Genomic DNA, 22,880 nt, shown 5'->3' on the forward strand with positions numbered 1-22,880 from the left:
GGTGGGTATAAAAATAATGTCACACAAAAATATAGGGGTAACTGATGTCTAGTGGTCTCGTTACAGCTGCGTACATAGTTGCTGCGATTTTATTTATTTTCAGTTTGGCTGGGCTGTCGCGCCACGAAACATCCAAACAAGGTAACACTTTCGGTGTGACCGGTATGGCCATCGCGCTTATCGCCACCATCCTTGGGCCGGATTCAGGTAATGTTGCCTGGATCATCATTGCCATGGTGATTGGTGGCGCAATTGGTATCTATCTGGCGAAGAAAGTCGAAATGACTGAAATGCCAGAACTGGTTGCCATTTTGCACAGTTTCGTCGGTCTGGCAGCCGTTCTGGTTGGCTTTAACAGCTATCTGGATCACGGCCCGGTGGTGATGGACGCGGTGATGGTTAATATCCATCTGACTGAAGTCTTCTTAGGTATTTTTATCGGGGCAGTAACATTCACCGGTTCTATTGTTGCCTTTGGTAAGTTACGCGGGATTATCTCATCCAAACCACTGATGTTGCCACAACGCCATAAGTTGAATCTGGTGGCACTGGTTGTGTCATTCCTGCTGATGATTCTGTTCGTCAAAACCGACAGCGTTAGCTTACAAGTGGTCGCGTTGTTATTGATGACGGTGATTGCTTTGGGCTTTGGCTGGCACTTGGTGGCATCTATCGGTGGTGCTGACATGCCGGTTGTGGTCTCAATGCTGAACTCCTACTCCGGTTGGGCTGCGGCTGCGGCAGGTTTCATGTTGAGCAATGACCTGTTGATTGTAACGGGTGCCTTGGTCGGTTCTTCCGGTGCTATTCTGTCTTACATCATGTGTAAAGCGATGAATCGCTCATTTATCAGTGTGATCGCCGGTGGCTTTGGTACTGATGGTTCTTCAACCGGTAATGCTGAAGAAATGGGTGAATACCGTGAAACCACGGCTGAAGAAGTGGCTGACCTGCTGAAAAATGCTAGCTCAGTTATCATCACTCCGGGTTATGGCATGGCAGTGGCACAGGCACAATACCCCGTCGCTGAGATTACTGCAAAACTACAAGCGCGGGGCATCAAAGTCCGCTTTGGTATTCACCCGGTAGCTGGGCGTTTGCCAGGTCATATGAACGTGTTATTGGCTGAAGCCAAGGTCCCTTATGACGTAGTGCTGGAAATGGATGAAATCAATGATGATTTCCCAAGTACTGATGTCGTGTTGGTGATTGGTGCCAACGATACGGTTAACCCAGCAGCACTGGAAGACCCGCGTAGTCCGATTGCCGGCATGCCGGTGTTGGAAGTATGGAAAGCGCAAAGTGTTATTGCCTTTAAACGTTCAATGAATACCGGTTATGCTGGCGTGCAAAACCCATTGTTCTTTAAAGAAAATACCCAAATGTTGTTTGGCGATGCTAAAGACAGCGTAGAAGCAATTTTACGCGCATTGTAATTCGTTATTACGAATCGCAGATCAAGGGCCACCTATTTGGTGGCCCTTCTTTTTGATTTAATCAATGGGTGATGTCAGACAAGGGTTATTCAATCTCTTCCAGATCTTCATGGCCTTCTATCGGACAGGTAAATCCTTCGGGTTTAATTGCCAGTAAGTCACACTTAAGATGGTCGATCACATGTTCGGTAGTATTCCCAATAAAGGCGGCAGATAGCCCAGTACGCCCCAAGGTACCCAGAACAACCACCCCAGCCCGCAAGTGTTCAGCCAAATCAGGGATAACCTCTTCAGGGAGACCTTTTTCAACATGGGTGAATTTTTCATCAATGCCAAATTGCTGGCGTAATGCTTTCATCGCAACCAAATGCTGACCACGAATGGCATCGTTATAGACGCTCGGGTCAAAATCAGGCAATTCAATGGCGATATTAATCGGGGTTACCGGGTAGGCGCTGATCAGATGCACTGGCGTTTGATTGACATGTTCGGCTAACTCTCTGGTCTCTTTGACCAAACGGAGATTTAGTGGGTCATGGAGTGGATCTTCACTTGAGAGGTTAACGGCCACCAGCGCTGTGGCGCCTTCCGGCCAAGGTTGGTCTTTCACCATCCAGACTGGGCATGGGCACTTACGCAATAAATGCCAGTCGGTTGGGGTAAAGATAATCGACTCCAGGCGGTCGTGTTGATGCGCCATTTTTAACAACAAATCGTGCTTGGCGTTCAGGATTTCCTGAATAATGGCCTCATAGGGCCGATTATGCCATACCACTTTGATTTCAATTGGAATACCGGCATCAAGATAAAAGCGGCATTGCTCGCTTATCCATGCGGAACGTTGGCTGATAACCCCTTTACGCATTGCGGTACGCTCATCAGGCGACAGCAGGGTGGTCATATCATATGACAGATCATAAATAGCCAAAAATGCTTTGATTGTGCCGCCATTGCGCTGCACAAGGTAAACTGCACGTCTTAGTGCAGGTTGATCATCCTGATTGGGGTCAATAGCAACCAGAATATTCTGATACTTTGCCATAGAGTCTCCTTACAAACGTGAATTAACAGTATGTTAGTTAAAGAGTAAACCATGAAAGGGAAACAGGATAGGTGGCTGGGGGAAGCAGACCAATAAATTTTCAAGTTGCAGATTTGCTGACGGCTTGTGTTACTCGGTCGATCCTCAGACCTGCTCTCTACGAGGCCGTTACTTACCGCCTTCCTGCAACTTGAAATCTATCGGGTATTTATTATTCTGGTTTTGATCAGGTTACAGACTTGGTCTTGGATTACCCGCCAGTTTGGCCAGAGCTTCGGTATTCTCGATAGTAATGTACTTACCTTTCACACTCAGAATATCGCTTTTCTGGAAACGGCCCAGTAAACGGCTGATGGTTTCTACCGTCAGACCTAAATAGTTACCAATATCACCACGGGTCATCGTCAGGCGGAACTCACGTGGAGAGAAACCACGTTGAGCAAAACGGCGAGACAGATTATAGATAAAGGCCGCCAGACGCTCTTCTGCATTCTTTTTGGAAAGTAGCAAAATCATATCTTGGTCACCTTTGATCTCACCACTCATCAGGCGCATCATCTGCTGGCGCAGATTTGGCATTTTGCCGGATAAATCGTCCAACGTATCAAACGGGATTTCACAAACCATGGATGTTTCCAGAGCTTGTGCGAAGCTCGGATGCTGCAAATTGCTGATAGCGTCAAAACCGACTAAATCACCCGCCAGATGGAAACCGGTGATTTGCTCATCACCTTCTTCGGTAATGGTGTAGCTTTTAATGGTCCCGGAACGGATGGCATACAGGGATTTGAGTTCATCACCCGCTTTAAACAGCGCCTGTCCTTTCTGAATAGGTTTCTTCCTTTCAATGATATTGTCGAGCTGATCCAGCTCGTTTTCATTTAAGGTAAACGGAATACAGAGCTGGCTAATACTGCAATCCTGACAGTGAATTGCACAACCACCAGACTGGATACGTCGGATTACGCGTTTTTCCGGGATCATAGGGTATTCCCATTAATATTGATATGCGTCAATTTTAACATCTTTTCTTGCGTCTGATAAGAGCAACAATAGTTAGCGTGCTAAAAGATAACCCTCATGCATTAATAACCAGCGTTTTCTCTCCACTCCACCGGCATATCCTGTCAATGCACCTTGTTGCCCAATGACCCGATGACAAGGGACAACAATTGAAATAGGGTTCAATCCATTCGCCATCCCGACAGCCCGCGAAGCGGTAGGGCGGTTGATTCGTTTTGCTAACTCGCCATAAGTAATCGTTTCGCCACAGGGGATTTTTCGCAGCTCTTGCCAGACTTGACGCTGAAAATCAGTCCCAGCGGTTTTAACCGGTAAATTATCAATAATGCTCAGGTCACCAGCAAAATAGCGTTGCATACTGTCACTTAGCCCACCGGGATTGCGTTCTTCAACCAATGTAAACGCGCCCTGGCCGTAATGGTTGCCTAGCAACTTCATCAGACGCTCGTAGTGGTCAGTCCAATCGATGGCACGTAGCCGGTTTTCTTGGTCTGCGATCAGTAACAGTTCACCTTGTGGAGTTGCCATCCGATCAATAAAAAACGTTTCCATAAGTCTCCGCTATGCTGCTGTTGGTTGTAGACAGTTTTGCCGATAATGATTGCCTGAAATATGGCATCAAAAGATACCTACTGTGGCGATAATCGCATAACCAAGAAAATTTAGGTATAAATTCGGGGTGGGCGAACCCAACATTAGCGGCTAGGATGATAGCTTATTGATTACGAAAGCCCTTGTTTGTGAGTATTAACTGTTGTGACGACTGATACTTACGATTGCCACTTCATGCCAGGTACTAACTCCATGTCAAATATCATTTTGTTACGTGATGGCGATCCTCAGTCAGCTGTTATCGAGCGCCCGCACAGCCAATCACCATTTATCTTACTGGCCGACCATGCCGGTCAACGGATACCGGTTCAACTTGGTGATTTGGGGTTACCCTCAGGAGAAATTGACCGCCACATCGGTTGGGATATAGGTTCATTGGCAATGGCGCGGTTACTTAGCCAGTATCTGGATGCAACCTTGATTCATCAGCAGTATTCGCGATTGGTGATTGATTGCAATCGCACGCCGGGAATCGCCAGTTCGATCCCTGAAATTTCCGAGCACACACGGATCCCGCGCAATATTGGTGTCACCGTAGCAGAGGCTGAAGCGCGCCGGGTTGAGGTATTCCAGCCTTATCATGATTTGATTACACAAACGCTGAATCAACGTCGTGATAGCGGCCAGATGAGCGTGATCCTCTCCATGCACAGTTTTACACCGTCGTTTAAAAACATCGCGCGCCCCTGGCAGATTGGTACCTTGTTTCATCGTAATCCTGAGTTTGCTTTGCAACTGGTTTCATTGTTACAGCAAGAATGTGACCTGCACGTCGGAATTAACGAACCTTATGCCATGACGGATGCAACAGATTTCACGTTACCCTTCCACGCAGAACAGCGGCAGTTACCTTATGTGGGTATTGAGATTCGTCAGGATCTTATTACGCATCAAGCAGGTCAGGCGCTCTGGGCGAGCCGTTTGGCGCGACTGTTGCCGCAGGTGTTAGCGGCATTGAATTATGCAAAATAAGCAACAATGCCATTTATTGACATGAAAATTATCTGTTCTGCAACAATTATCAACGCACGCTCATGACCAACAGCCATTAATTGGTTATTATCAGCATAATCATCATTTTTTATTCGCTGCATAATATTAAGGTTGATAATTACGTGGAACCAAAACCTGCGCGCATTCTGATCAGTGCCTGTTTAATGGGAAAACCGGTACGTTATAACGGCAGTGCCCTGTCTGTTAGCGATGAAATTATTCAACGCTGGCAGGATGAGGGGCGACTGGTCCTTATTTGCCCTGAATTATCCGCAGGTATGCCGGTACCGCGTCCGCCTGCCGAAATTCAGCAAGGTAACGGCGAGGCGGTGTTGCAAGGACTGGCGCGGGTGACCGAGCAGTGGGGCAATGATGTTAGCCGGGAGTTTTTGCAAGGGGCTTATCAGGCTCTGGAGTTGGCGCAAAAGCACTGCTGCACAGTAGCAATTTTGACCGAAGGGAGTCCATCTTGTGGGAGCAGCCGCATCTATGATGGTCATTTTAGCGGCACCCAGCGCACAGGACAGGGAGTCACCACGGCGTTATTGCGCCGCCACGGAATAACCGTTTTCAGCCATCATCAGCTTAAACAGGCGGATGATTTTTTGCGAAGTTCTTCACAAGTCAAGGTTGAAAATTAACCGAGTGTCATAAAATCTCGCTATACTGTATGAATGTACAGTTGTGGCGTAAAGTCGCATTTTTGGTCACTTCATCTTTCTTGAAACCATTAAGTCGAGGTAGCGATATGACATTTAAGATAGTAGAAAAGCAACCGCAGCAAATAGTCAGTATTCGGCTGGTCGGCCCTTATCACGAGACTATCCCGCAAGGCTTTAACCAACTTTCTTCACTCTATACTCAGTACCAAATCCCTGGGAAAGAGTGGTTGGCTCTTTACTGGGACAATCCTGAGACTAATCCTCCTGCTGAGCTACGGGCTGACGTATCCTTGTCTGTGGCTGACGATTATGTGTTGCCCGCAGAACTCAGTGATCAACTACAACTACAAGTGATTCCCGGGGGGTTGTATGCGGTGTATCACACCAGGGTAACGGATGATGATTATGCCAAAGCCTGGAGCGAGTTGTATAACCAGCATCTGCCACAAAGTGGTTATCGTTCGGTAGAAGGTGCGTGTTATGAGGTTTACCTCAATGACGGCATAACTGATGGTTATTTTGATATCGATATCTGTCAATCGGTTGAAAAAGCACAATAATGAGTGGCGGCTGTGCCGGTTGGTGCGGCTGCCTATCGTGGCAACATTGATTCAGGATAGGCGTACCGGCGTATTATCACTTTATCTCGGTGGCAAGAAATAACTGGCTCAACCAGTCACTGAAAATACGTACTCGAGGGGAAAGCTGGCGGTTGTGAGGATACAGGAACGAGACTGGCATCGGGGGTGGTGCGTATTTTGGTAGTATCTCAACCAAGGTGCCAGCGATTAAGTCAGATTCGATATGGTAACGAGGCACTTGAATAATACCCAATCCAAGACGTGCGGCTGCTACAAAGCTTTCTGCACCACTGACTGATAGAACAGTCGGTAATTTTACTTGCTGAGTTTTAGTAGATGATGACGAAGCAGAGGGTAGATATGCGCTTTCTGTTATTACCCTGGAGGACGCTGCTTTATTATAACCTGTTGTTTTATCGGGGCTAAGGGTGCTGTCAGTGCCAAATTCCAGTGGCATCAGGCTACCGGTTGCGCTAGAACGAAAACCTACCATCTGATGGCCTGATAACTGGTCCAACCGGAGTGGAGTACCCTGTCGTTGTAAATATTGCGGTGCAGCACAGGTGACTTGTGGCAACAACGCCACTCGGCGGGCGACCATATCGCTGTCTTGTAAATTACCTACACGTAGCACCCCGTCAATACCTTCTCGAATAAGGTCGACCAAGCGGTCACCTTCACTGATAAATAACTCAATGTCAGGATATTGAGCAATAAAATCAGGTAATTGTGGCAAGACGAAATGGCGGGCTAACGTGCCCTGTACATCAATTCGTAACAAACCTCGTGGCTTGGCATTGGCAAAGGCCATTTCAGCATCTTCAATATCAGCAATAATACGCAGACAGCGCTGGTAGTAAGCTCCACCATCCAGAGTAGGGCTAACATGTCGGGTAGTTCGCTGCAATAAGCGCACATTTAAACGCTTTTCGAGCTGTTTAATGGCATCTGTCACTGTAGATCGCGGTAGATTTAAATCTTGGGCGGTTTGGGTAAAACTGCGTTGTTCCACTACCCTGATAAATACCCGCATTGCATCAATTCGGTCCACGTGATTGTTCGCTTTATTCGGATAGTGTTAACGAATAATAGATGATTATCCGAAACGATAAAAGTGGCATTCTCTGTTTGCGGGCGGTTAAACATAGCATGCTCCACTTGCTGGATAGCAATCAATGCATCGTCACAAACGATAAAATACACATCGAGGAGAAAATCATGGTGAATACAACCGGGCAGGTTGCCATTGTAACCGGAGCATCACGGGGTATTGGCGCAGCAATTGCTGAGCGTTTGGCTCAGGAGGGGTATACCGTTCTGATCAATTATGCCCGGAGTGACATTGAGGCGGAAACACTGGTGCGCAAAATTCAACAAGCGGGCGGAAATGCAGTAAGTGCGAAGGGGGATATCAGTGATGCTGCAGCGGTTGCACAGTTATTTTCTCAAGCAGAAGCTGCGTTTGGCGGGGTTGATGTCTTGGTCAACAATGCTGGAATTCTATCTCTCAGTGCCATTGCAGACAGTGATGATGAACACTTTGACCGTCAGATCGCCATTAACCTGAAAGGGAGCTTTAACGGGATGCGTGAAGCGGCAAAGCGTTTGAAAGATGGCGGCCGCATCGTAAACTTTTCAACCAGTGTTGTCGGGCTGAAACTGGAAAAATACGGTGTTTATGCTGCAACCAAAGCGGCGGTTGAAACCATGACAGCTATTCTGGCGAAAGAGTTGCGGGGGCGTAATATCACCGTTAATGCTGTGGCTCCTGGGCCGACGGCAACCTCGCTCTTCCTTGATGGTAAATCACCCGAATTAATTGAAAAAATGGCGAAAATGGCGCCACTAGAAAGATTAGGAACGCCAGAGGATATTGCAGCAGCCGTGGCTTTTCTGGTTGGAAAAGACGGTGGCTGGATTAATGGGCAAGTTTTACGCGCCAACGGTGGCCTGATTTAGCCTGTGGTGAACGCGTGGAAAGGTCAGGGGAGCCTGCATTGTCAGAGATAACAATTAATCGCGACTGTCATAAAAGCGTCATTCGCTTGTTCTAGTATCCGTTGTAACCAATCAATACAAATTGTATTACTGTTTTACAACAAGGAATTATACCGATGCAGAACCGCGTATCCACTTTGTCCGGCATAGCGTTATCCAGTCTGATACTCACCAGTTCATTGTTTACACCGAATGCTGTTGCTTCCGCCACTGGCTTATATGACCGTAGCGCCAAGGGAGATGTCACTCAATTTGGCGGGGCACGACGTTTGACCGGTGATCAGACACAGGCTCTTCGTGATTCGCTTTCCAATAAAACCGTAAAGAATGTCATTTTACTGATTGGCGATGGTATGGGCGATTCAGAAATCACCTCAGCACGTAACTATGCTATGGGGGCCGGTGGTTTCTTTAAAGGAATTGATGCGTTACCACTGACAGGGCAATACACGCACTACTCATTAGATAAGAAAACGCAAAAACCGGATTACGTGACTGACTCAGCTGCCTCCGCAACAGCTTGGTCCTCAGGTGTAAAAACGTATAACGGCGCGCTGGGTGTTGATGTGTTCGGAAAAGATCACGTCACCTTGTTGGAGTTAGCGAAGAAAGCCGGTAAAGCAACTGGTAACGTTTCAACTGCTGAACTGCAAGATGCCACTCCTGCGGCACAGTTTGCTCACGTAACTGGGCGAAAATGCTATGGCCCGGAGGAAACAAGCGAGAAGTGCAGTAGCAATGCGCTGGAAAAGGGTGGGCGCGGTTCAATTACTGAGCAGATGATTGCCGGGCGCGCGGATGTCACATTGGGTGGTGGCGCTAAATCATTCAGCCAAGTCGCTAAAGCCGGTGAATGGAAAGATAAATCTCTGCGTGAACAAGCCTTGGCTCGAGGTTATGTTATTGTCGAAAATCTTGACGATCTGAATGCAATAAAGCAGGCAGACCAACAAAAACCGCTATTAGGGTTATTTAGCCCAGGTAACATGCCAGTACGTTGGCAGGGGCCGAAAGCGTCTTATCATGGCAATTTAGATAAGCCGCCGGTAGTTTGTGAAAACAATGCCGAGCGTACTAAAGATATTCCAACCTTGGCAGTGATGACTGAAAAAGCAATTGACCTGCTGAAACATAACGAAAAAGGATTCTTCTTACAGGTTGAAGGGGCATCCATTGATAAACAAGACCATGCGGCGAATCCTTGTGGTCAGTTCGGTGAAACTGTCGATTTGGATGAAGCAGTACAAAAAGCACTGGAGTTTGCGCGTGCAGAAGGTAATACCTTGGTTATTGTGACGGCAGATCACGCGCATTCCAGTCAAATTATTGAAGCAGATGCAAAAGCTCCTGGCTTAACACAAGCGTTAACCACGAAAGATGGCGCAGTTATGGCGATAAGCTATGGCAACTCTGAAGATGATTCTCAAGGGCACACGGGTACCCAATTGCGCATAGCAGCTTACGGACCACATGCGGCAAATGTGGTTGGTCTAACAGACCAAACCGACCTGTTCTTTACCATGCGTGATGCTATGGCGATTAAATAAGTCACGATACACCTGTTACAGCACAATTCGCTGAATAATCCCGGTGCAATAATGGCCGGGATTTTTAGTTTCTGTTAGCTACGATTATATCCATCCTCTAAATATCACTGATTTACATTATCATTTCTTACCAATTGTTATAATAATAACATTTTAATTCATGCCAAACTCCTGTCTTTCGCGTGCTGTGTACTTCAATTGCTGCGATCTTTGTCACACACATAACATTTGTCAGCTGATAATGTTATTGCAATAACATTGCGTGGTAAAAATTAGAATAAAGGGGTTAACAATGGATATTGCAGTAATTGGTTCCAACATGGTTGATCTGATCACTTATATTGATGAAATGCCGCAAGTCGGGGAAACATTGGAGGCACCGAATTTTGAAATTGGGTGCGGCGGTAAAGGGGCCAATCAGGCGGTTGCCGCTGCCAAGTTAGGTGCCAATGTGATGATGATCACTCGGGTTGGTGATGATCTATTTGCGGAAAATACCATAAGGAATCTACAAAAAGCTGGGGTTGATACCCAGTATGTAAAAGCAGTTACAGGGGCCTCGAGTGGTGTGGCTCCGATTTTCGTCGATAAATCATCACAAAATCGAATTTTGATTATCAAAGGCGCTAACAATCATTTGTTACCCGCGGATGTCGATGCTGCTGCTGATGCGCTCAAAGCTTGCCAATTGATTATTCTACAACTCGAAATTCCGCTGGAAACGGTCTACGCCGCTATCGACTTTGCCCGCCAGCACCAGATTAAAGTCATTCTTAATCCAGCCCCCGCATCTAAAGCATTGGATATCGGCTATGCATGTCAGTGCGAGTTCTTTATGCCAAATGAAACTGAGCTCGCGATTCTGACCGGAATGCCAGTTGATAGTCTGGATAACATTTACCGTGCAGGGCGCAGCTTATTGGATAAAGGGTTACATAACCTGATCATTACTTTGGGGCATCGCGGATCATTATGGATGCACGGTGAACACATTAACCATGTGCCACCGGTTAGTGTCCACGCCATCGACACCAGCGGCGCAGGTGATGCTTTCATTGGTTGTTTTGCTCATGAATATGTCCAGCACGGCAATATATTAAAAGCGATGGAAATGGCTTCTGCTTTTGCAGCCTACAGTGTCACAGGAAAGGGAACCCAACGTTCTTATCCTGATGCGTCGCAATTTATTGATTTTTTAAAGACCCTACACCAAGGAAAATAAAATGCGCCTTAATACCGTTCAACTGCCAGATGGCTATTTAAATAAAACACCGTTATTCCAATTTATTTTGCTTTCCTGCTTATTCCCGCTCTGGGGATGTGCAGCCAGTCTGAATGATATTTTAATTACTCAATTTAAAAGCGTATTTGCACTCAGTGATTTTGCCAGTGCACTGGTACAAAGTGCCTTTTATGGCGGTTATTTTCTGATTGCTATTCCTGCCTCTTTGGTCATCAAAAAAAGCAGCTACAAAGTTGCTATATTAACTGGGTTAACACTTTATATTATCGGATGTATGTTGTTTTATCCTGCTTCCCATATGGCAACATATACTATGTTTCTGGCCGCTATTTTTGCCATCGCTATTGGTTTAAGTTTCCTTGAAACTGCTGCTAATACCTACAGCTCCATGATTGGTCATAAAGACTATGCCACTTTACGGCTTAATATCAGCCAAACTTTCTACCCGATCGGTGCATTGATGGGGATAGTACTCGGTAAATACTTGGTATTTCAGGAAGGTGATAGTTTACACAACCAAATGGCCGCGATGACGCCAGAACAGATTCATGCTTTTCGTCTTACGATGTTAGAACATACATTGGAGCCTTATAAATATCTGATTTTCGTTCTGCTGCTGGTTATGCTGTTATTTGTTATTACTCGTTATCCTCATTGCAAACCACAAGGTGATAGCGGTAAAAAAGTGGTTTCACCGTCATTAAAAGAAACCTTGAAATATTTAGCTGGGAACAGTCGTTTTAAAAAAGGCATTGCGGCGCAGTTCCTCTATGTGGGTATGCAAGTCGCAGTATGGTCCTTTACGATTCGCCTGGCCTTAAACCTGGGCGCATCTAATGAACGAGATGCCTCGAACTTTATGATTTACAGTTTTATTTGCTTCTTCATTGGTAAGTTTGTGGCCAACTTCCTGATGACACGATTTAAAGCCGAAAAAGTGTTAATTGCCTATTCTATTTTAGGTGCATTAACGTTGCTTTATGTCGTAACCGTACCCAACTTTACGGCGGTATATGCAGCCGTATTTGTTAGCGTCTTGTTTGGGCCCTGCTGGGCGACTATCTATGCAGGCACCCTGGATACAGTAGACAACAAATATACCGAAGTGGCCGGGGCCATTATTGTGATGTCGATAGTGGGGGCTGCAGTGGTACCAGCATTACAAGGGTTTGTCTCTGACCATCTTGGTTCAATGCAACATGCATTTTTTGTCTCATTATTGTGTTTCGCCTATGTTGGTTTCTATTTTTGGGGTGAACTGCGCAATAAACAACGGACAAGTGCGGCAACATTGGCAAATAATGAGTCTTAATTGAACCGGGAGTAACAATAAATGACCGCCAAAATAACGCTAATCCGTGAACAGTTCAGTCTTCAGGAGCAAGAGATCTATAGCAGTAGTGATTTTACTGTTATCAGTTTTAAATATGCCTCAGGTATTGAAGCTCTGAAGATTGTTAATTCTCGTGGGTACCTGACCGTTTTACCTTATTACGGCCAAATGATTTGGGATGCGGAATTTGATGGGCATAACCTGAAAATGGAAAATATGTTCTCTCGACCTAAGCGTGGAGAGAACATTGTTGATACCTACGGTTGTTTTGCTTTCCATTCGGGTTTGCGCCGTAATGGTTGTCCATCGCCTGAGGACGACCATGTATTACACGGCGAGATGCCTTGTGCTGAAATGGACTACGCTTGGCTCCTTATTGACGGCGACACACTTGCCGTCACGGGCAGTGTGGAATATGTGAAAGGGTTCGGTGATCATTATTGCGCGCAACCGCTGGTTAGGCTCAGGGCCGGTAGTGCGCAGTTCGATATTGAGATGAAGGTGACTAACTTATCCAGTATGCCGATGCCTCTGCAATATATGTGTCATATGAATTACACCTATATTCCTGGGGCCACTTTCCGTCAAAACTTACCCGGTTCAGCACTGAAATTGCGTGAGACAGTACCGGCACATGTACACCCAACCCCGCAATGGTTGCACTACACCCAACAATTACGGGAAAGAACTCAGGGATTAACCGATTTAAATGAATCGGAGTTTTACGATCCAGAAATTGTATTTTTTGCCGATAATCTTGCACAATATGTTGATAATGCAGAATTCTTTATGTTGTCCCCGCAAGGGCATCGTTTTGTGACTCGTTTTTCCACCGCGCAGTTTAATTATGCTACTCGTTGGATTTTACATAATGGCGATCAAAAAGTGGCTGCATTTATTTTACCTGCAACCTGTCGCCCGGAAGGGTATATGGCGGCGAAAGAAAAGGGGACGTTAATAATGTTATCCCCAGGAGAGAGCCGCCATTTCAGCGTGACCACCGGAGTGGTTTAATGTTGTATGCTGGCAGAGAATAGCTATGTTATTAGCGGGCAAGGACGCCCGCAGAGCCGTTAAGTAAATGCCAAACCACTGAAAACTAAATACGACCGTAAAAAGTCATTCTGGCTGTCTCGGATAGCGCAATATCGGGTTGAGCATTATAGGCTAACACTACCAGCATTCGTGTGATATTCCCTTGGGTCGGCGTGACCCGGTGAATCGCATTTCTTCCACGAAATAGCACTAAGTCCCCCGGTTCAATTTGCAATGTTTTAGGTGTGACCTGTTGGTTTAACAGTTGTTCCACTCCTGAGTAATTCATCTCTCCTTTATCGGCATCGCGCATCTCTTCAATATATTCAAAGACGCCACCCGCTTGCGGTTTTTGTACTAATAAGGTGATGGCGAATGATGAATTGTCAAAATGCCAACCTAACTCTTGGCCTTGACTGGCGTAGTGCAAGTTAATTGAAGAAAGTGAATCGGCGTAAGGGTAGAGTTGTTTTTCATCTAATACGGCACACAAGAAGTCTTGGAAATCTTGCGCATTGTACAGCGTTCGTAATGCGGAATCGGTAGGGATTTCTTCGTCAGTAATACAGCCTTTTGATGAAGTAACCAACCGATTACGGGGATGACCAGCAGGGAAGGCGGGATCGGTTTTGGTCAGATAAACATTATGCTGATTAGCGGCATAGTAAGCTCGATGCTTATGACTGACGCCTTCTTGTTTAATACTACTCAGTGCGCGGGGCTGCAAGAAGCCTGATAGTACCAAGGCACCGTATGTTTCTAACGTGTTCTTGCACTGAGTGATGAACATGACATCGTTGATTGGGTTGGCTTCCATATTAATAATTTCGCTGAGCTGCTGCATATATCCTCCCAGTAATGCTAAATGTTGCTTGGTTTCTGTTCCTAACTGTATAGGATTAGTTGTAACTGGAATAACAATAAAACGTTACTGTTAGGTTAAGTTTGGCTATCGGTATCAATATAATGCGTTATGGATAAGGGGGGCTGTTATGAATAGTTTGAAGGCTGTTCGTTTGCCAAAGTTAACCGCCATTTTAGCATTCGAGACAGCCGCTAATACCGGCAGTCTGGCCAGTGCGGCGGCCCGGTTATCATTAACGCCAGCGGCGGTTAGCCAGCAAATACGTCAGTTAGAGCAACATCTGGGGATTCAATTATTTGCCCGTTCGAAATCAGGCGTTGAACTGACCTCGCAGGGCAGTGCCTATTTAGCTTATGTACAGCAGGCATTTGAAACATTACGGATGGCCCAACAGAGTATGGCGCGGGATAAAGGCAATATATCATTAAATATCTCAGCACTGCCCGCCCTGGCGAGTCGATGGCTTAATCCGCATCTCAAACAGTGGTTAGCCCAATATCCCGATGTGGATATTCGGATTCATGCTACTCACGGGGTGGTTGATTTCAACCGTACTGCGGCAGATTTTTACCTGGCTTTTGGTGATGAACATTATCCCCAACAAGAGAAAGAAATGCTATTTCAGGATTGGGTTTTTCCGGTTGCAAGCCCACTGCTATTAACTACCCCTTGGCTTGATGGCAAACACAACATTATCTACCCGATGATACATGTTGATTGGGGCAAAGAAGGGCAGTTCTTACCTGATTGGCATGAATGGCTGCTGTCAGCAAAACTAGATGAGTGTGTTCCCAACCGAGGGCCAATCTACAACTTAACCTCCATGGCAATTGATTCGGCCGTGGCGGGGAACGGTATTTTACTGGGCCAACAACATTTGATTAAAAAAGAATTAGATGAAGGGTGTTTAATTCAGTTGTCTGAACATAAATTACCCGTTACAAAACCTTATTATCTAATTTACCCCAAGCGAACCCTGGACAAACCAAGAGCGGTGGAGTTTATCCAATGGTTGCATAGTCTTTGCTAGCTGAATGCATAATCAACTGGCATAATTGATTTATTGTGCATTCTGGCCTGTTGTTATGGTGGGCAGATGCATTAAATTAAAACACTGACTTATTATTTAACCTGTAAATTGCACTTAAGTTAAATTTACAGGTTTTCTCTACGGCTTTTTGCCGTGGTTTATTTGTGTAAGAACCGTGTGTGAAAAGAGTTATTTATTAAAAATCGCCATTAAAGGCAGAATAAAAATTACTATTTTAAGATAGGGGCATATAAACCATCGTGGCGAAGAGAAAATCTACCGGTACCGGCTGGGTTATCCTACTAATAGTCGTTTTAGGGCTGATTACAGGTATCCCAAGAGAAGTGTGGATTGCACTGAGTGCGGCTATCTTATGCATGTATTTTGTCTGGCAAAATCTTAAAGGGACTAAGCGGTCTGTCGCCTCATCTATTAGCGCGGACATGCAGAAAACTGCAGCGATACCTGATCTTGGCGATTATCCTATTACCCCTTCACAGCTTGAACCCGAAAATAGCATTGAAGGTAGCAGCGCAAATCAGACCCCATCAGTTGATGAAATCAAGAAACCCGCGACTAAAAAACCCGAGACCTCGCGAGGATCTTTAGCCCGAGCTTCCTGGTTACGTCCTGGAGAGTTGGCGGTTGTGGCTGGAATAAATTTACCCGATGGCATGATTTACATTGGTAATAAATACAAAAGTAATCGCACTGGTGCGGAACCTGCATTTATTAACCCATCGATGGATGTGGCAGAACAAGAAATAGATATCTCCTTGCCGCTGATTGATAATGCGCCTGATTACTCGACATGTTCGCCGCAAGCGAGAAGAGCTTATTTACAATGGCTTGCAGATGGGCGTAAATCACCTACTGCGCATATTGGTTACGTCTTCCTATTCTTCTATGGTTTGGAACATCGGATTTTAATCGATGCTGCGATTGATCCGGTAGCGAAAAAAGAACTTCCTGTTCTTGAAGAAGAAATTAATCGCCTGCTAAATATTTATGGGAAAAATAACGCATTTAATCATTATGCGCAGAACTTGTTGGTTTATATATCTCGAGTGAATATAGAAGAGAAACTCTATCTATCTCCACCCCCATTAACCCGCGAGGCATCAACAGAACTTCCGTTGGCGCTACTGGTTGGTTTAGGGCAGTTGGCTGTCGACCAGCAACCTTTGCCTGCCGCCTGGGCGCTCGCCTGGGGCGAGGCTGATCCGGCGATAAATCAGAATATCTCAATGGCACATTGTGCTGATATTTTCTCCTCACTTTTTCAGCAGCGTTATCGTGAGCAGTATGGAGACGGATTTTTATTACCCATAAATAAAACCAAGTTACTGATATTTTATCGCCCTGCATCTGCGGGATTAATGGGGCAAGAGTTCTTTCAGCAGATGGGGGAACTGCCGAATGTGGCTGTGTGTAAAGCGCATAGGGATAAACTGAGGCCAATATTTGAATCTTGCCAGCATGACCTGGATATCTATAACCGTTTTGCCAGTGTTAATCCAAAGAAAAAAATGTCACTGGAAGGGCAACTATTATTACCGATGCCGTTGTGGTCAGCAGCATTAAAAACAGAGTTAGAAAGTATCAAAGCGAGAGTGGGTTATGGTTTGTTGATGGTAACGCTGGATGAGCTTTTTCTTCGGCTCAGTACGGCGTGCGACACCAAGCCATTAGAGCGTTTATCCCGCAGTCAGGTTATGGCATTAACCTTTGCATTAGCATCACTGCAAGTGGGTATTGAACCTGATGTCAGAGCAGATAACCGCACACCTGTTTTGCAAGATACTGTGGCACTGTTCCCTATTGAGTCAATGGTGGCTGAATCTGCCACCTTTGCCGCATACCGCGTGACCATGCTTGCGGTGGAGTTGGCTTGCGCAGCGGTGATGATCGATGGGCGTATCGGTGAGCCAGAATCTATGATATTGACCCGACATATTGATGCCTGGGGTTATCTTAGCCCCGGTCAGCGTATGCGGTTGAAAGCTTATCTCCAACCCGGTATCAGGAAAAATAATACCCTGCTGGCCCTGAAAAATAATCTTGAGCCGCTCTCACTGGAGAACCGTCGGGCCATTGCTCGCTTTTTGGCACATTTGATTCAGGTAGAGGGAACCATTACGCCACCAGAAGTGAAATTTCTTGAGCGGGTATATAAGCGTTTTGCCTTAGACAGCAAATTGGTTTATAGCGATCTTGATAGCCGTGCAACCCCGATGACACTGAGTCTGCCGTCTCAAGCCGCTGAAGTTATTAATGATACAGACCGTATTAATCTGTTAAAAAATGAAAGCCAGGAATTAGTGGTGTTGCTGGAGAGTCTGTTTGTTACTGAAAATACTGAGGTATCGACTCAGGAAGATATTAATCCACAATCAATAGCAGCAATTAGTGCTAATTTGCCCGATAGTATCGTGACTTTCTTGAAATTATTGATTTCCCGCGACTCTTGGGAAAGAGAAAAATTAGCAGATATCGCGTTAGATATGGAAATCAAAATTGACGACGCGCTGATTGAAATCAACCGCAAAGTATTATCGGCGTTTGATGCCCCCTTGGTAACCGGTGAAGAAGTTATCGCAATAAACCGTGATATATCGGCAGCACTATTAATATGATTAGCCAGGTATCGCCGCGGTGTAACTTGAGCTGAATGCTAATAATCGCTACCATAGCGCGCCTAATAATGTCAGAGAGATAGTCGTGATGAAATACCAATGGATACTGTTCGATGCGGATGAGACACTATTTCACTTTGATGCATATCAAGGGTTAAAGCTGATGTTTTCTCGCTTTAATGTGGATTTTTCCGTGCAGGATTTCGATTATTATCAATTGGTTAATAAACCGCTGTGGGTTGATTATCAAGATGGAAAAATATCCGCCAGCGAATTACAAAACACCCGTTTTGAGATGTGGGCAGAGAAACTGGGGGTGGCAGCTACCCGGTTGAACAGTGAGTTTTTAGTCGCCATGGCGGATATCTGTTCACTCCTACCGGGGGCCCGTGAGTTGGTTGATGCCTTGAGTGGTAAAGTGAATATGGGCATTATTACCAATGGTTTTACCGAGCTACAAACGATACGTTTGGAACGTACTGGTATGAAAAATGTCTTTTCTCCGCTGATCATTTCTGAACAAGTCGGGGTGGCCAAACCGGATGTGGCTATATTTGAGCATGCTTTCAATTTAATGAATAATCCGGCCAAAGAGCATATTCTAATGGTGGGCGATAATCTGCATTCTGATATTCAGGGTGGTATTAATGCAGGGATAGATACTTGCTGGCTTAATATGCACGGCAGTGTACCGGATGATAATATTGCGCCTCGTTACCAAGTCAGTTCGCTGGCAGAGTTACAGAAATTACTCTTGGCCTAATTAACCTCCTATCTGATTTTAAAAGGCTGTTAACGGTATATTATCGATAACAGCCGGTTATCTATGCTCGTATATTAGTTGCAAATCTTGACTATATTAATTCTGAAGGAAGGCCCGTAGCCACGGGGTGAGTGCAAGATTTTATTTTCAATAGATTTAAAGAGGAATTTTAAATATGACGTTACTTCGTAAGAATTATCCTCATCTTGCTAACCCTGCGGGGGCTTACGTTCATAGCGTGCAGCACAATGGATTGCTTTATATTTCAGGTATGACAGCGTTCGGTACCATTGCACAAGGGAGAAGTATGGCCGAACAAGCTACAGAGATTTTTCATCAAATCGCTAGTATTGTGCAGGCTGAAAATAGCAGTTTTGCTGATCTTATTAAGATAACGATTTTTGTGACGGACATTTCGCAGCTAAGTACCTTGCGTGATGTTATGTATAAATTTTATGGTGCAAACTTGCCAGCCAGTTCTTTGGTTGAAGTTAAAGGTTTATTCTCACCTGAGATAAATATTGAGATAGAAACGCTATTTGCTATTAATCCAGCCTAAAATTGAGCTAGCCCGCACAGCCGCCAGTAAGCGGAAGTGCGGGTTTACAACTAAGGTCTGCCATCTAACGTAATTCAATGCTAGTGACAACGTCACCGTTGATTGGCAATTAAGTCTTCTACTTGGTCAAAAATAGGCATTTCAGGCCCGAAGCGGCGCACCTGGAGCACATCTTCCAGTTTCTCCAACTGGCTTATCATTTGCAGTAATCGCTGATCATCCAAGACTTGCAGCCAAATGCGACTTTCGTCACCGCCAGCCAACGGCATACACAAAATTCCCTCGACGTTAAATGCGCGCCGGGCAAATAGCCCACAAATATGAGACATCACCCCGGGGTGGTTGCGTACTGTGAGTAACAGTGTCACCTGCGCAGATGTCGATAGGTTTGGTGCTGGTTGTCCTGCCATTTGTTGAGTCGTCATATTACTCCCCTCCAATCATATCGATATTTGCAGCACCCGGTGGCACCATCGGATACACTTTTTCATCTACATCAATCAGTGCGTGGATCAATACTGGGCCTGGGCGGTTTAAGGCTTCATGCAAGGCAGCATAAGGGTCGCTGGCTGTGTTGAGGTCACATGTGGAGAAACCAAACCCTTCTGCGATATGAATGAAGTTTGTGCGATACGGGTAATCGGCTGCAAAAATACGTTTACCAAAGAACAGTTCCTGTTGCTGATGGACTAAACCCAATGATTGGTTATTCATCAAAATAATCTTAACGTTCAGCTGCTCTTCAGCGGCGGTCGCCATTTCCTGAATATTCATCATCAGGCTACCATCACCAGAAAAACACACTACTTTTGCCTCTGGTTTCGCCAGTGCTGCACCAATGGCAGCGGGCAGACCAAATCCCATGGTGCCCAGTCCGCCAGACGTTAACCACTGTCGCGGGCGATGCAACGGATAAGCCTGCGCTACCCACATCTGGTGTTGTCCCACATCAGTGGTAATGATGGTGTCATCATCCAGTGCTTCGGCCGCTGCGCGAATCAAACCATAGTGGCACAGTGGGTTGGTGCTGTTGGGTTGATTGAACGGAAATTCGCGCTGCATATCACTGACGGTTGAGCGCCATTCGCTGCGTGAACGAGTTTCAACTAAAGGCAACAGGTGGGTTAATACCTGCTTAATGTCGGCATTCATCGCCAGGTGTGGTCGGCGGATTTTGCCTAATTCAGCTGGGTCAATATCAATATGAATGATGCTAGCATCAGGGCAGAATTGTTCTGCTTTTCCGATAGCACGATCATCAAATCTCGCCCCAAGTACGATCAATAAATCAGCTTGTTGCATGATCAGATTGGTTGAGCGTGCTGCATGCATTCCCAACATTCCCAAAGATAATGGGTGGTCAACGGGCATGGTACCCAGTGCCATTAATGTCATGGTAGTTGGCAGTCCAGCCTGTTCAGCCAGTTGTATTGCTTGTTGGTGTGCCTGCGAACTAACGATTCCTCCCCCCAGATAGAGCACAGGCCGTGCCGCACGGTTGATCATTTGAGCGGCGTGCGCGATAGCTTGTGGGTCTATTGGGCAAGGTTCATCGGCAACTCCTGGTAGCGGCAAACTCTCAAGCTCAATTTCTGCTGTTTGCACATCTTTGGGAATATCAATCCATACCGGACCGGGCCGCCCAGACTGGGCAATGCGAAATGCCGCCGGGATCACCCGGGGCAATTCGCTGATATCGCGAACCAAATAATTATGTTTGGTGATAGGTATCGATATGCCATAGGTATCAACCTCTTGAAAAGCATCGGTGCCAATCATTGAGGAGGAAACCTGACCTGTAATACACACGAGTGGAATAGAGTCGAGTTTGGCATCGGCAATTGCCGTGACCAGATTGGTTGCCCCAGGGCCGCTGGAGGCTAAGCAGACTGCGGTTTGGCCGGTGGCGCGGGCCATGCCTTGAGCCATAAAGCCAGCACCTTGTTCGTGTCGTGCCAGCACATGGCGAATAATACGGCTTTGCCCTAGAGCATCATACAACGGTAACGCTGCGCCGCCGGGAATGCCTGCGACCGTGGTAATACCTTGCTGCTCGAGCAAGCGAACTATTAGTTGGGCGCCTGTATAACGCATGGTTATATCCTTCATCAGGGCCGGCGGTTAACAGAGTGGGGCTAAAAAGAAACCCCGCTCGGCTGGCGCCGGCGGGGTTTGGGAATCTTTCTGGATTCGGTACCCGTTACGGCGCGCTGCCGACCACCACCACTAGCACGCGTACGACTACCACTGCGTTAACATACGCAGTATTTTGTAGACTGAAGGTGGCAGTGGAATAGTTCACGAGGTATCTCATCAATAAGTGTAATAAGCCTTAAAAGATAAACACGATTCGCCAAAAGGCACAAGCAATCAGAATGATAACAATGCAAAAATCTGAGGCGGATCACAACGTTACTGGTGTGGCTGGACGCGGTAGTTAAATATTTTTTTGTTTAATTATTTGAAAATTAAAGTAATTAATAGATGTTTGGTTAGCGATTTAGCAAGATAAGGTTTTTTATCATATAGCATGAGGTGTCAGCACTCAGATAGCCTATCAACACAGGCTAATCTGCTCTTGTTGATACCTTGTTTAAAATTTAAACATTAAAGTAAAACTCTTGGAGTGTATGGAATAGCCGCTTGATAAGGCATAGAAGGGACTTATGCATAAATCGTTATCTTTGGTTCTCATTGCTGTTATCGCAGGATGTGGTGCGAAACAACCCCCTCCCGAAACGGTCAGCATTGATAATTACACCGCAAATCGTATCACCAGTATTATAGAAGCTAAATTAGAAACAGCACCTTATAGCAATAAGGGTGATGCTATTGCGAATATATCTGCTGAGTTTTTAGGTACACCTTATGAGGCAAATGTACTCATTGGTTCGCTAACGCAACCGGAACAGTTAGTGGTCGATTTCCGTGGATTGGACTGCTTCACCTACCTGGATTATGTTGAAGCCTTGCGAAAATCAGGAAGCAAGGCGGAGTTTGTGCAGCAAGTTATCAGAACAAGATATGTTGATGCTGATGTCAGCTACTTGCACCGAAAACATTTCTTTACTGACTGGTCACAGCGATCCCCTTTAAACGCACAAGATGTTACTGCACAAATAAGTACTCATACCCACACTGTTCTCAAAAATCTGAATCAGAAAAAAGAGGGTGGCGAGTTTATCCCCGGGCTGAGTGCTATTGAGCGTAATATTGTTTATATTCCGGCTGAGTTTATTAATGATGCGGTAGTCGCGGAGTTAAAAAATGGGGATTATATCGGCATTTACACCCCTATTTTAGGTCTGGATGTCACCCATACAGGAATATTTATCAGGACAGCAAAAGGCGCGATGTTCCGTAATGCATCATCAATGAAAGGGAACAATAAAGTTGTCGACTCACCTTTCTTGGAATATGTGAAGAAAACCCCAGGCATTGTGGTACTTAGGGCATTGCCGGTCGGAGATAGTGATTTAGAACCAATGGGTTGAGTTCAGTATGGTGGTATCCGTTATTCCC

Annotated in this window: 22 protein-coding genes; 14 read left to right on the plus strand and 8 right to left on the minus strand. The window is 45.7% G+C overall.

Features of this window, described 5'->3' with window-relative positions; genetic code table 11:
- The first annotated feature begins 44 nt into the window (after positions 1–44).
- Entirely contained in the window at positions 45–1,436 is a 1,392-nt protein-coding gene (gene pntB, locus V1953_RS09850) for a Re/Si-specific NAD(P)(+) transhydrogenase subunit beta (RefSeq protein ID WP_083158801.1), read from the plus strand.
- Positions 1,437–1,521: 85 nt separating this feature from the next.
- Here the strand turns inward: pntB and uspE are convergent, their stop codons facing one another.
- From uspE to ogt, 3 genes are all read right to left on the minus strand, one after another.
- Positions 1,522–2,478, minus strand: coding sequence for a universal stress protein UspE (gene uspE, locus V1953_RS09855; protein ID WP_083158802.1), 957 nt, complete (start codon positions 2,476–2,478; stop codon positions 1,522–1,524).
- Positions 2,479–2,709: 231 nt separating this feature from the next.
- Positions 2,710–3,462, minus strand: coding sequence for an FNR family transcription factor (locus V1953_RS09860; RefSeq protein ID WP_004390269.1), 753 nt, complete (start codon positions 3,460–3,462; stop codon positions 2,710–2,712).
- A gap of 72 nt (positions 3,463–3,534) precedes the next feature.
- Positions 3,535–4,053: a methylated-DNA--[protein]-cysteine S-methyltransferase gene (gene ogt, locus V1953_RS09865; protein ID WP_083158803.1), complete on the minus strand. Its 519-nt coding sequence runs from the start codon at positions 4,051–4,053 to the stop codon at positions 3,535–3,537.
- 252 nt (positions 4,054–4,305) lie between these two features.
- Here ogt and V1953_RS09870 point away from each other — a divergent pair, with 252 nt between their 5' ends.
- The 3 genes from V1953_RS09870 (at position 4,306) to sbmC (ending at position 6,328) form a co-directional block, all read left to right on the plus strand.
- A complete protein-coding gene (locus V1953_RS09870) occupies positions 4,306–5,085 on the plus strand; it encodes an N-formylglutamate amidohydrolase (RefSeq protein ID WP_442850860.1) in 780 nt (259 codons plus the stop codon).
- A gap of 143 nt (positions 5,086–5,228) precedes the next feature.
- Entirely contained in the window at positions 5,229–5,747 is a 519-nt protein-coding gene (locus V1953_RS09875) for a DUF523 domain-containing protein (protein ID WP_083158805.1), read from the plus strand.
- A gap of 107 nt (positions 5,748–5,854) precedes the next feature.
- Positions 5,855–6,328: a DNA gyrase inhibitor SbmC gene (gene sbmC / locus V1953_RS09880; protein ID WP_420070821.1), complete on the plus strand. Its 474-nt coding sequence runs from the start codon at positions 5,855–5,857 to the stop codon at positions 6,326–6,328.
- A gap of 76 nt (positions 6,329–6,404) precedes the next feature.
- Here sbmC and V1953_RS09885 read toward each other — a convergent pair whose 3' ends face one another.
- The gene (locus V1953_RS09885) at positions 6,405–7,400 is read right to left on the minus strand and encodes a LysR family transcriptional regulator (protein ID WP_420072823.1); all 996 of its coding nucleotides are present in this window, start codon (positions 7,398–7,400) and stop codon (positions 6,405–6,407) included.
- Between the two features lie 167 nt (positions 7,401–7,567).
- Here V1953_RS09885 and V1953_RS09890 point away from each other — a divergent pair, with 167 nt between their 5' ends.
- The 5 genes from V1953_RS09890 (at position 7,568) to V1953_RS09910 (ending at position 13,484) form a co-directional block, all read left to right on the plus strand.
- On the plus strand, positions 7,568–8,308 hold the full coding sequence (locus V1953_RS09890) for an SDR family oxidoreductase (RefSeq protein WP_372559059.1): 741 nt from the start codon (positions 7,568–7,570) through the stop codon (positions 8,306–8,308).
- A 155-nt stretch (positions 8,309–8,463) separates the two neighbouring features.
- On the plus strand, positions 8,464–9,894 hold the full coding sequence (phoA, locus tag V1953_RS09895; protein WP_442820877.1) for an alkaline phosphatase: 1,431 nt from the start codon (positions 8,464–8,466) through the stop codon (positions 9,892–9,894).
- Between the two features lie 292 nt (positions 9,895–10,186).
- Positions 10,187–11,116: a ribokinase gene (gene rbsK / locus V1953_RS09900; protein ID WP_083158808.1), complete on the plus strand. Its 930-nt coding sequence runs from the start codon at positions 10,187–10,189 to the stop codon at positions 11,114–11,116.
- Position 11,117: 1 nt separating this feature from the next.
- Positions 11,118–12,449, plus strand: coding sequence for an L-fucose:H+ symporter permease (gene fucP / locus V1953_RS09905; RefSeq protein WP_083158809.1), 1,332 nt, complete (start codon positions 11,118–11,120; stop codon positions 12,447–12,449).
- A gap of 21 nt (positions 12,450–12,470) precedes the next feature.
- Complete coding sequence (locus tag V1953_RS09910) at positions 12,471–13,484, plus strand: aldose 1-epimerase family protein (RefSeq protein ID WP_420072827.1); 1,014 nt, start codon at positions 12,471–12,473, stop codon at positions 13,482–13,484.
- A gap of 85 nt (positions 13,485–13,569) precedes the next feature.
- Here V1953_RS09910 and V1953_RS09915 read toward each other — a convergent pair whose 3' ends face one another.
- The gene (locus V1953_RS09915; RefSeq protein ID WP_083158811.1) at positions 13,570–14,349 is read right to left on the minus strand and encodes a HalD/BesD family halogenase; all 780 of its coding nucleotides are present in this window, start codon (positions 14,347–14,349) and stop codon (positions 13,570–13,572) included.
- A 148-nt stretch (positions 14,350–14,497) separates the two neighbouring features.
- Here V1953_RS09915 and V1953_RS09920 point away from each other — a divergent pair, with 148 nt between their 5' ends.
- The 4 genes from V1953_RS09920 (at position 14,498) to V1953_RS09935 (ending at position 19,358) form a co-directional block, all read left to right on the plus strand.
- The gene (locus tag V1953_RS09920) at positions 14,498–15,400 is read left to right on the plus strand and encodes a LysR substrate-binding domain-containing protein (RefSeq protein WP_372569203.1); all 903 of its coding nucleotides are present in this window, start codon (positions 14,498–14,500) and stop codon (positions 15,398–15,400) included.
- A 260-nt stretch (positions 15,401–15,660) separates the two neighbouring features.
- Positions 15,661–18,036, plus strand: a complete 2,376-nt coding sequence (locus tag V1953_RS09925; protein WP_372569202.1) for a tellurite resistance TerB family protein — start codon at positions 15,661–15,663, stop codon at positions 18,034–18,036.
- A gap of 88 nt (positions 18,037–18,124) precedes the next feature.
- Positions 18,125–18,799: a pyrimidine 5'-nucleotidase gene (yjjG, locus tag V1953_RS09930; RefSeq protein ID WP_442851309.1), complete on the plus strand. Its 675-nt coding sequence runs from the start codon at positions 18,125–18,127 to the stop codon at positions 18,797–18,799.
- A 175-nt stretch (positions 18,800–18,974) separates the two neighbouring features.
- Complete coding sequence (locus tag V1953_RS09935) at positions 18,975–19,358, plus strand: RidA family protein (protein WP_420072830.1); 384 nt, start codon at positions 18,975–18,977, stop codon at positions 19,356–19,358.
- A gap of 92 nt (positions 19,359–19,450) precedes the next feature.
- On the opposite strand, the gene ilvN is transcribed toward V1953_RS09935, so the two are convergent.
- The 3 genes from ilvN to V1953_RS09950 form a co-directional block, all read right to left on the minus strand.
- Positions 19,451–19,783 carry an acetolactate synthase small subunit gene (ilvN, locus tag V1953_RS09940; protein ID WP_193784658.1) on the minus strand — a complete coding sequence of 111 codons (333 nt, stop codon included), beginning with the start codon at positions 19,781–19,783 and terminating at the stop codon, positions 19,451–19,453.
- 1 nt (position 19,784) lies between these two features.
- Positions 19,785–21,452, minus strand: coding sequence for an acetolactate synthase large subunit (ilvB, locus tag V1953_RS09945; RefSeq protein WP_193784659.1), 1,668 nt, complete (start codon positions 21,450–21,452; stop codon positions 19,785–19,787).
- A gap of 106 nt (positions 21,453–21,558) precedes the next feature.
- Positions 21,559–21,660, minus strand: a complete 102-nt coding sequence (locus V1953_RS09950; protein ID WP_227746532.1) for an ilvB operon leader peptide IvbL — start codon at positions 21,658–21,660, stop codon at positions 21,559–21,561.
- A gap of 364 nt (positions 21,661–22,024) precedes the next feature.
- Here V1953_RS09950 and V1953_RS09955 point away from each other — a divergent pair, with 364 nt between their 5' ends.
- Positions 22,025–22,852: a DUF1460 domain-containing protein gene (locus V1953_RS09955; protein ID WP_083158817.1), complete on the plus strand. Its 828-nt coding sequence runs from the start codon at positions 22,025–22,027 to the stop codon at positions 22,850–22,852.
- Positions 22,853–22,880: the final 28 nt, after the last annotated feature.

This window comes from Yersinia sp. 2541 StPb PI, from assembly GCF_052217145.1.
GTDB classification, from domain to species: Bacteria; Pseudomonadota; Gammaproteobacteria; order Enterobacterales; family Enterobacteriaceae; genus Yersinia; species Yersinia enterocolitica_E.

What these genes read in the sequence shown, in the direction of transcription:
- pntB (WP_083158801.1), top strand. Translation starts at nt 45, where the DNA reads ATGTCTAGTGGTCTCGTTACAGCTGCGTACATAGTTGCTGCGATTTTA.
- uspE (WP_083158802.1), bottom strand. Translation starts at nt 2,478, where the DNA reads ATGGCAAAGTATCAGAATATTCTGGTTGCTATTGACCCCAATCAGGAT.
- V1953_RS09860 (WP_004390269.1), bottom strand. Translation starts at nt 3,462, where the DNA reads ATGATCCCGGAAAAACGCGTAATCCGACGTATCCAGTCTGGTGGTTGT.
- ogt (WP_083158803.1), bottom strand. Translation starts at nt 4,053, where the DNA reads ATGGAAACGTTTTTTATTGATCGGATGGCAACTCCACAAGGTGAACTG.
- V1953_RS09870 (WP_442850860.1), top strand. Translation starts at nt 4,306, where the DNA reads ATGTCAAATATCATTTTGTTACGTGATGGCGATCCTCAGTCAGCTGTT.
- sbmC (WP_420070821.1), top strand. Translation starts at nt 5,855, where the DNA reads ATGACATTTAAGATAGTAGAAAAGCAACCGCAGCAAATAGTCAGTATT.
- V1953_RS09890 (WP_372559059.1), top strand. Translation starts at nt 7,568, where the DNA reads ATGGTGAATACAACCGGGCAGGTTGCCATTGTAACCGGAGCATCACGG.
- phoA (WP_442820877.1), top strand. Translation starts at nt 8,464, where the DNA reads ATGCAGAACCGCGTATCCACTTTGTCCGGCATAGCGTTATCCAGTCTG.
- rbsK (WP_083158808.1), top strand. Translation starts at nt 10,187, where the DNA reads ATGGATATTGCAGTAATTGGTTCCAACATGGTTGATCTGATCACTTAT.
- fucP (WP_083158809.1), top strand. Translation starts at nt 11,118, where the DNA reads ATGCGCCTTAATACCGTTCAACTGCCAGATGGCTATTTAAATAAAACA.
- V1953_RS09910 (WP_420072827.1), top strand. Translation starts at nt 12,471, where the DNA reads ATGACCGCCAAAATAACGCTAATCCGTGAACAGTTCAGTCTTCAGGAG.
- V1953_RS09915 (WP_083158811.1), bottom strand. Translation starts at nt 14,349, where the DNA reads ATGCAGCAGCTCAGCGAAATTATTAATATGGAAGCCAACCCAATCAAC.
- V1953_RS09920 (WP_372569203.1), top strand. Translation starts at nt 14,498, where the DNA reads ATGAATAGTTTGAAGGCTGTTCGTTTGCCAAAGTTAACCGCCATTTTA.
- yjjG (WP_442851309.1), top strand. Translation starts at nt 18,125, where the DNA reads ATGAAATACCAATGGATACTGTTCGATGCGGATGAGACACTATTTCAC.
- V1953_RS09935 (WP_420072830.1), top strand. Translation starts at nt 18,975, where the DNA reads ATGACGTTACTTCGTAAGAATTATCCTCATCTTGCTAACCCTGCGGGG.
- ilvN (WP_193784658.1), bottom strand. Translation starts at nt 19,783, where the DNA reads ATGACGACTCAACAAATGGCAGGACAACCAGCACCAAACCTATCGACA.
- ilvB (WP_193784659.1), bottom strand. Translation starts at nt 21,452, where the DNA reads ATGCGTTATACAGGCGCCCAACTAATAGTTCGCTTGCTCGAGCAGCAA.
- V1953_RS09955 (WP_083158817.1), top strand. Translation starts at nt 22,025, where the DNA reads ATGCATAAATCGTTATCTTTGGTTCTCATTGCTGTTATCGCAGGATGT.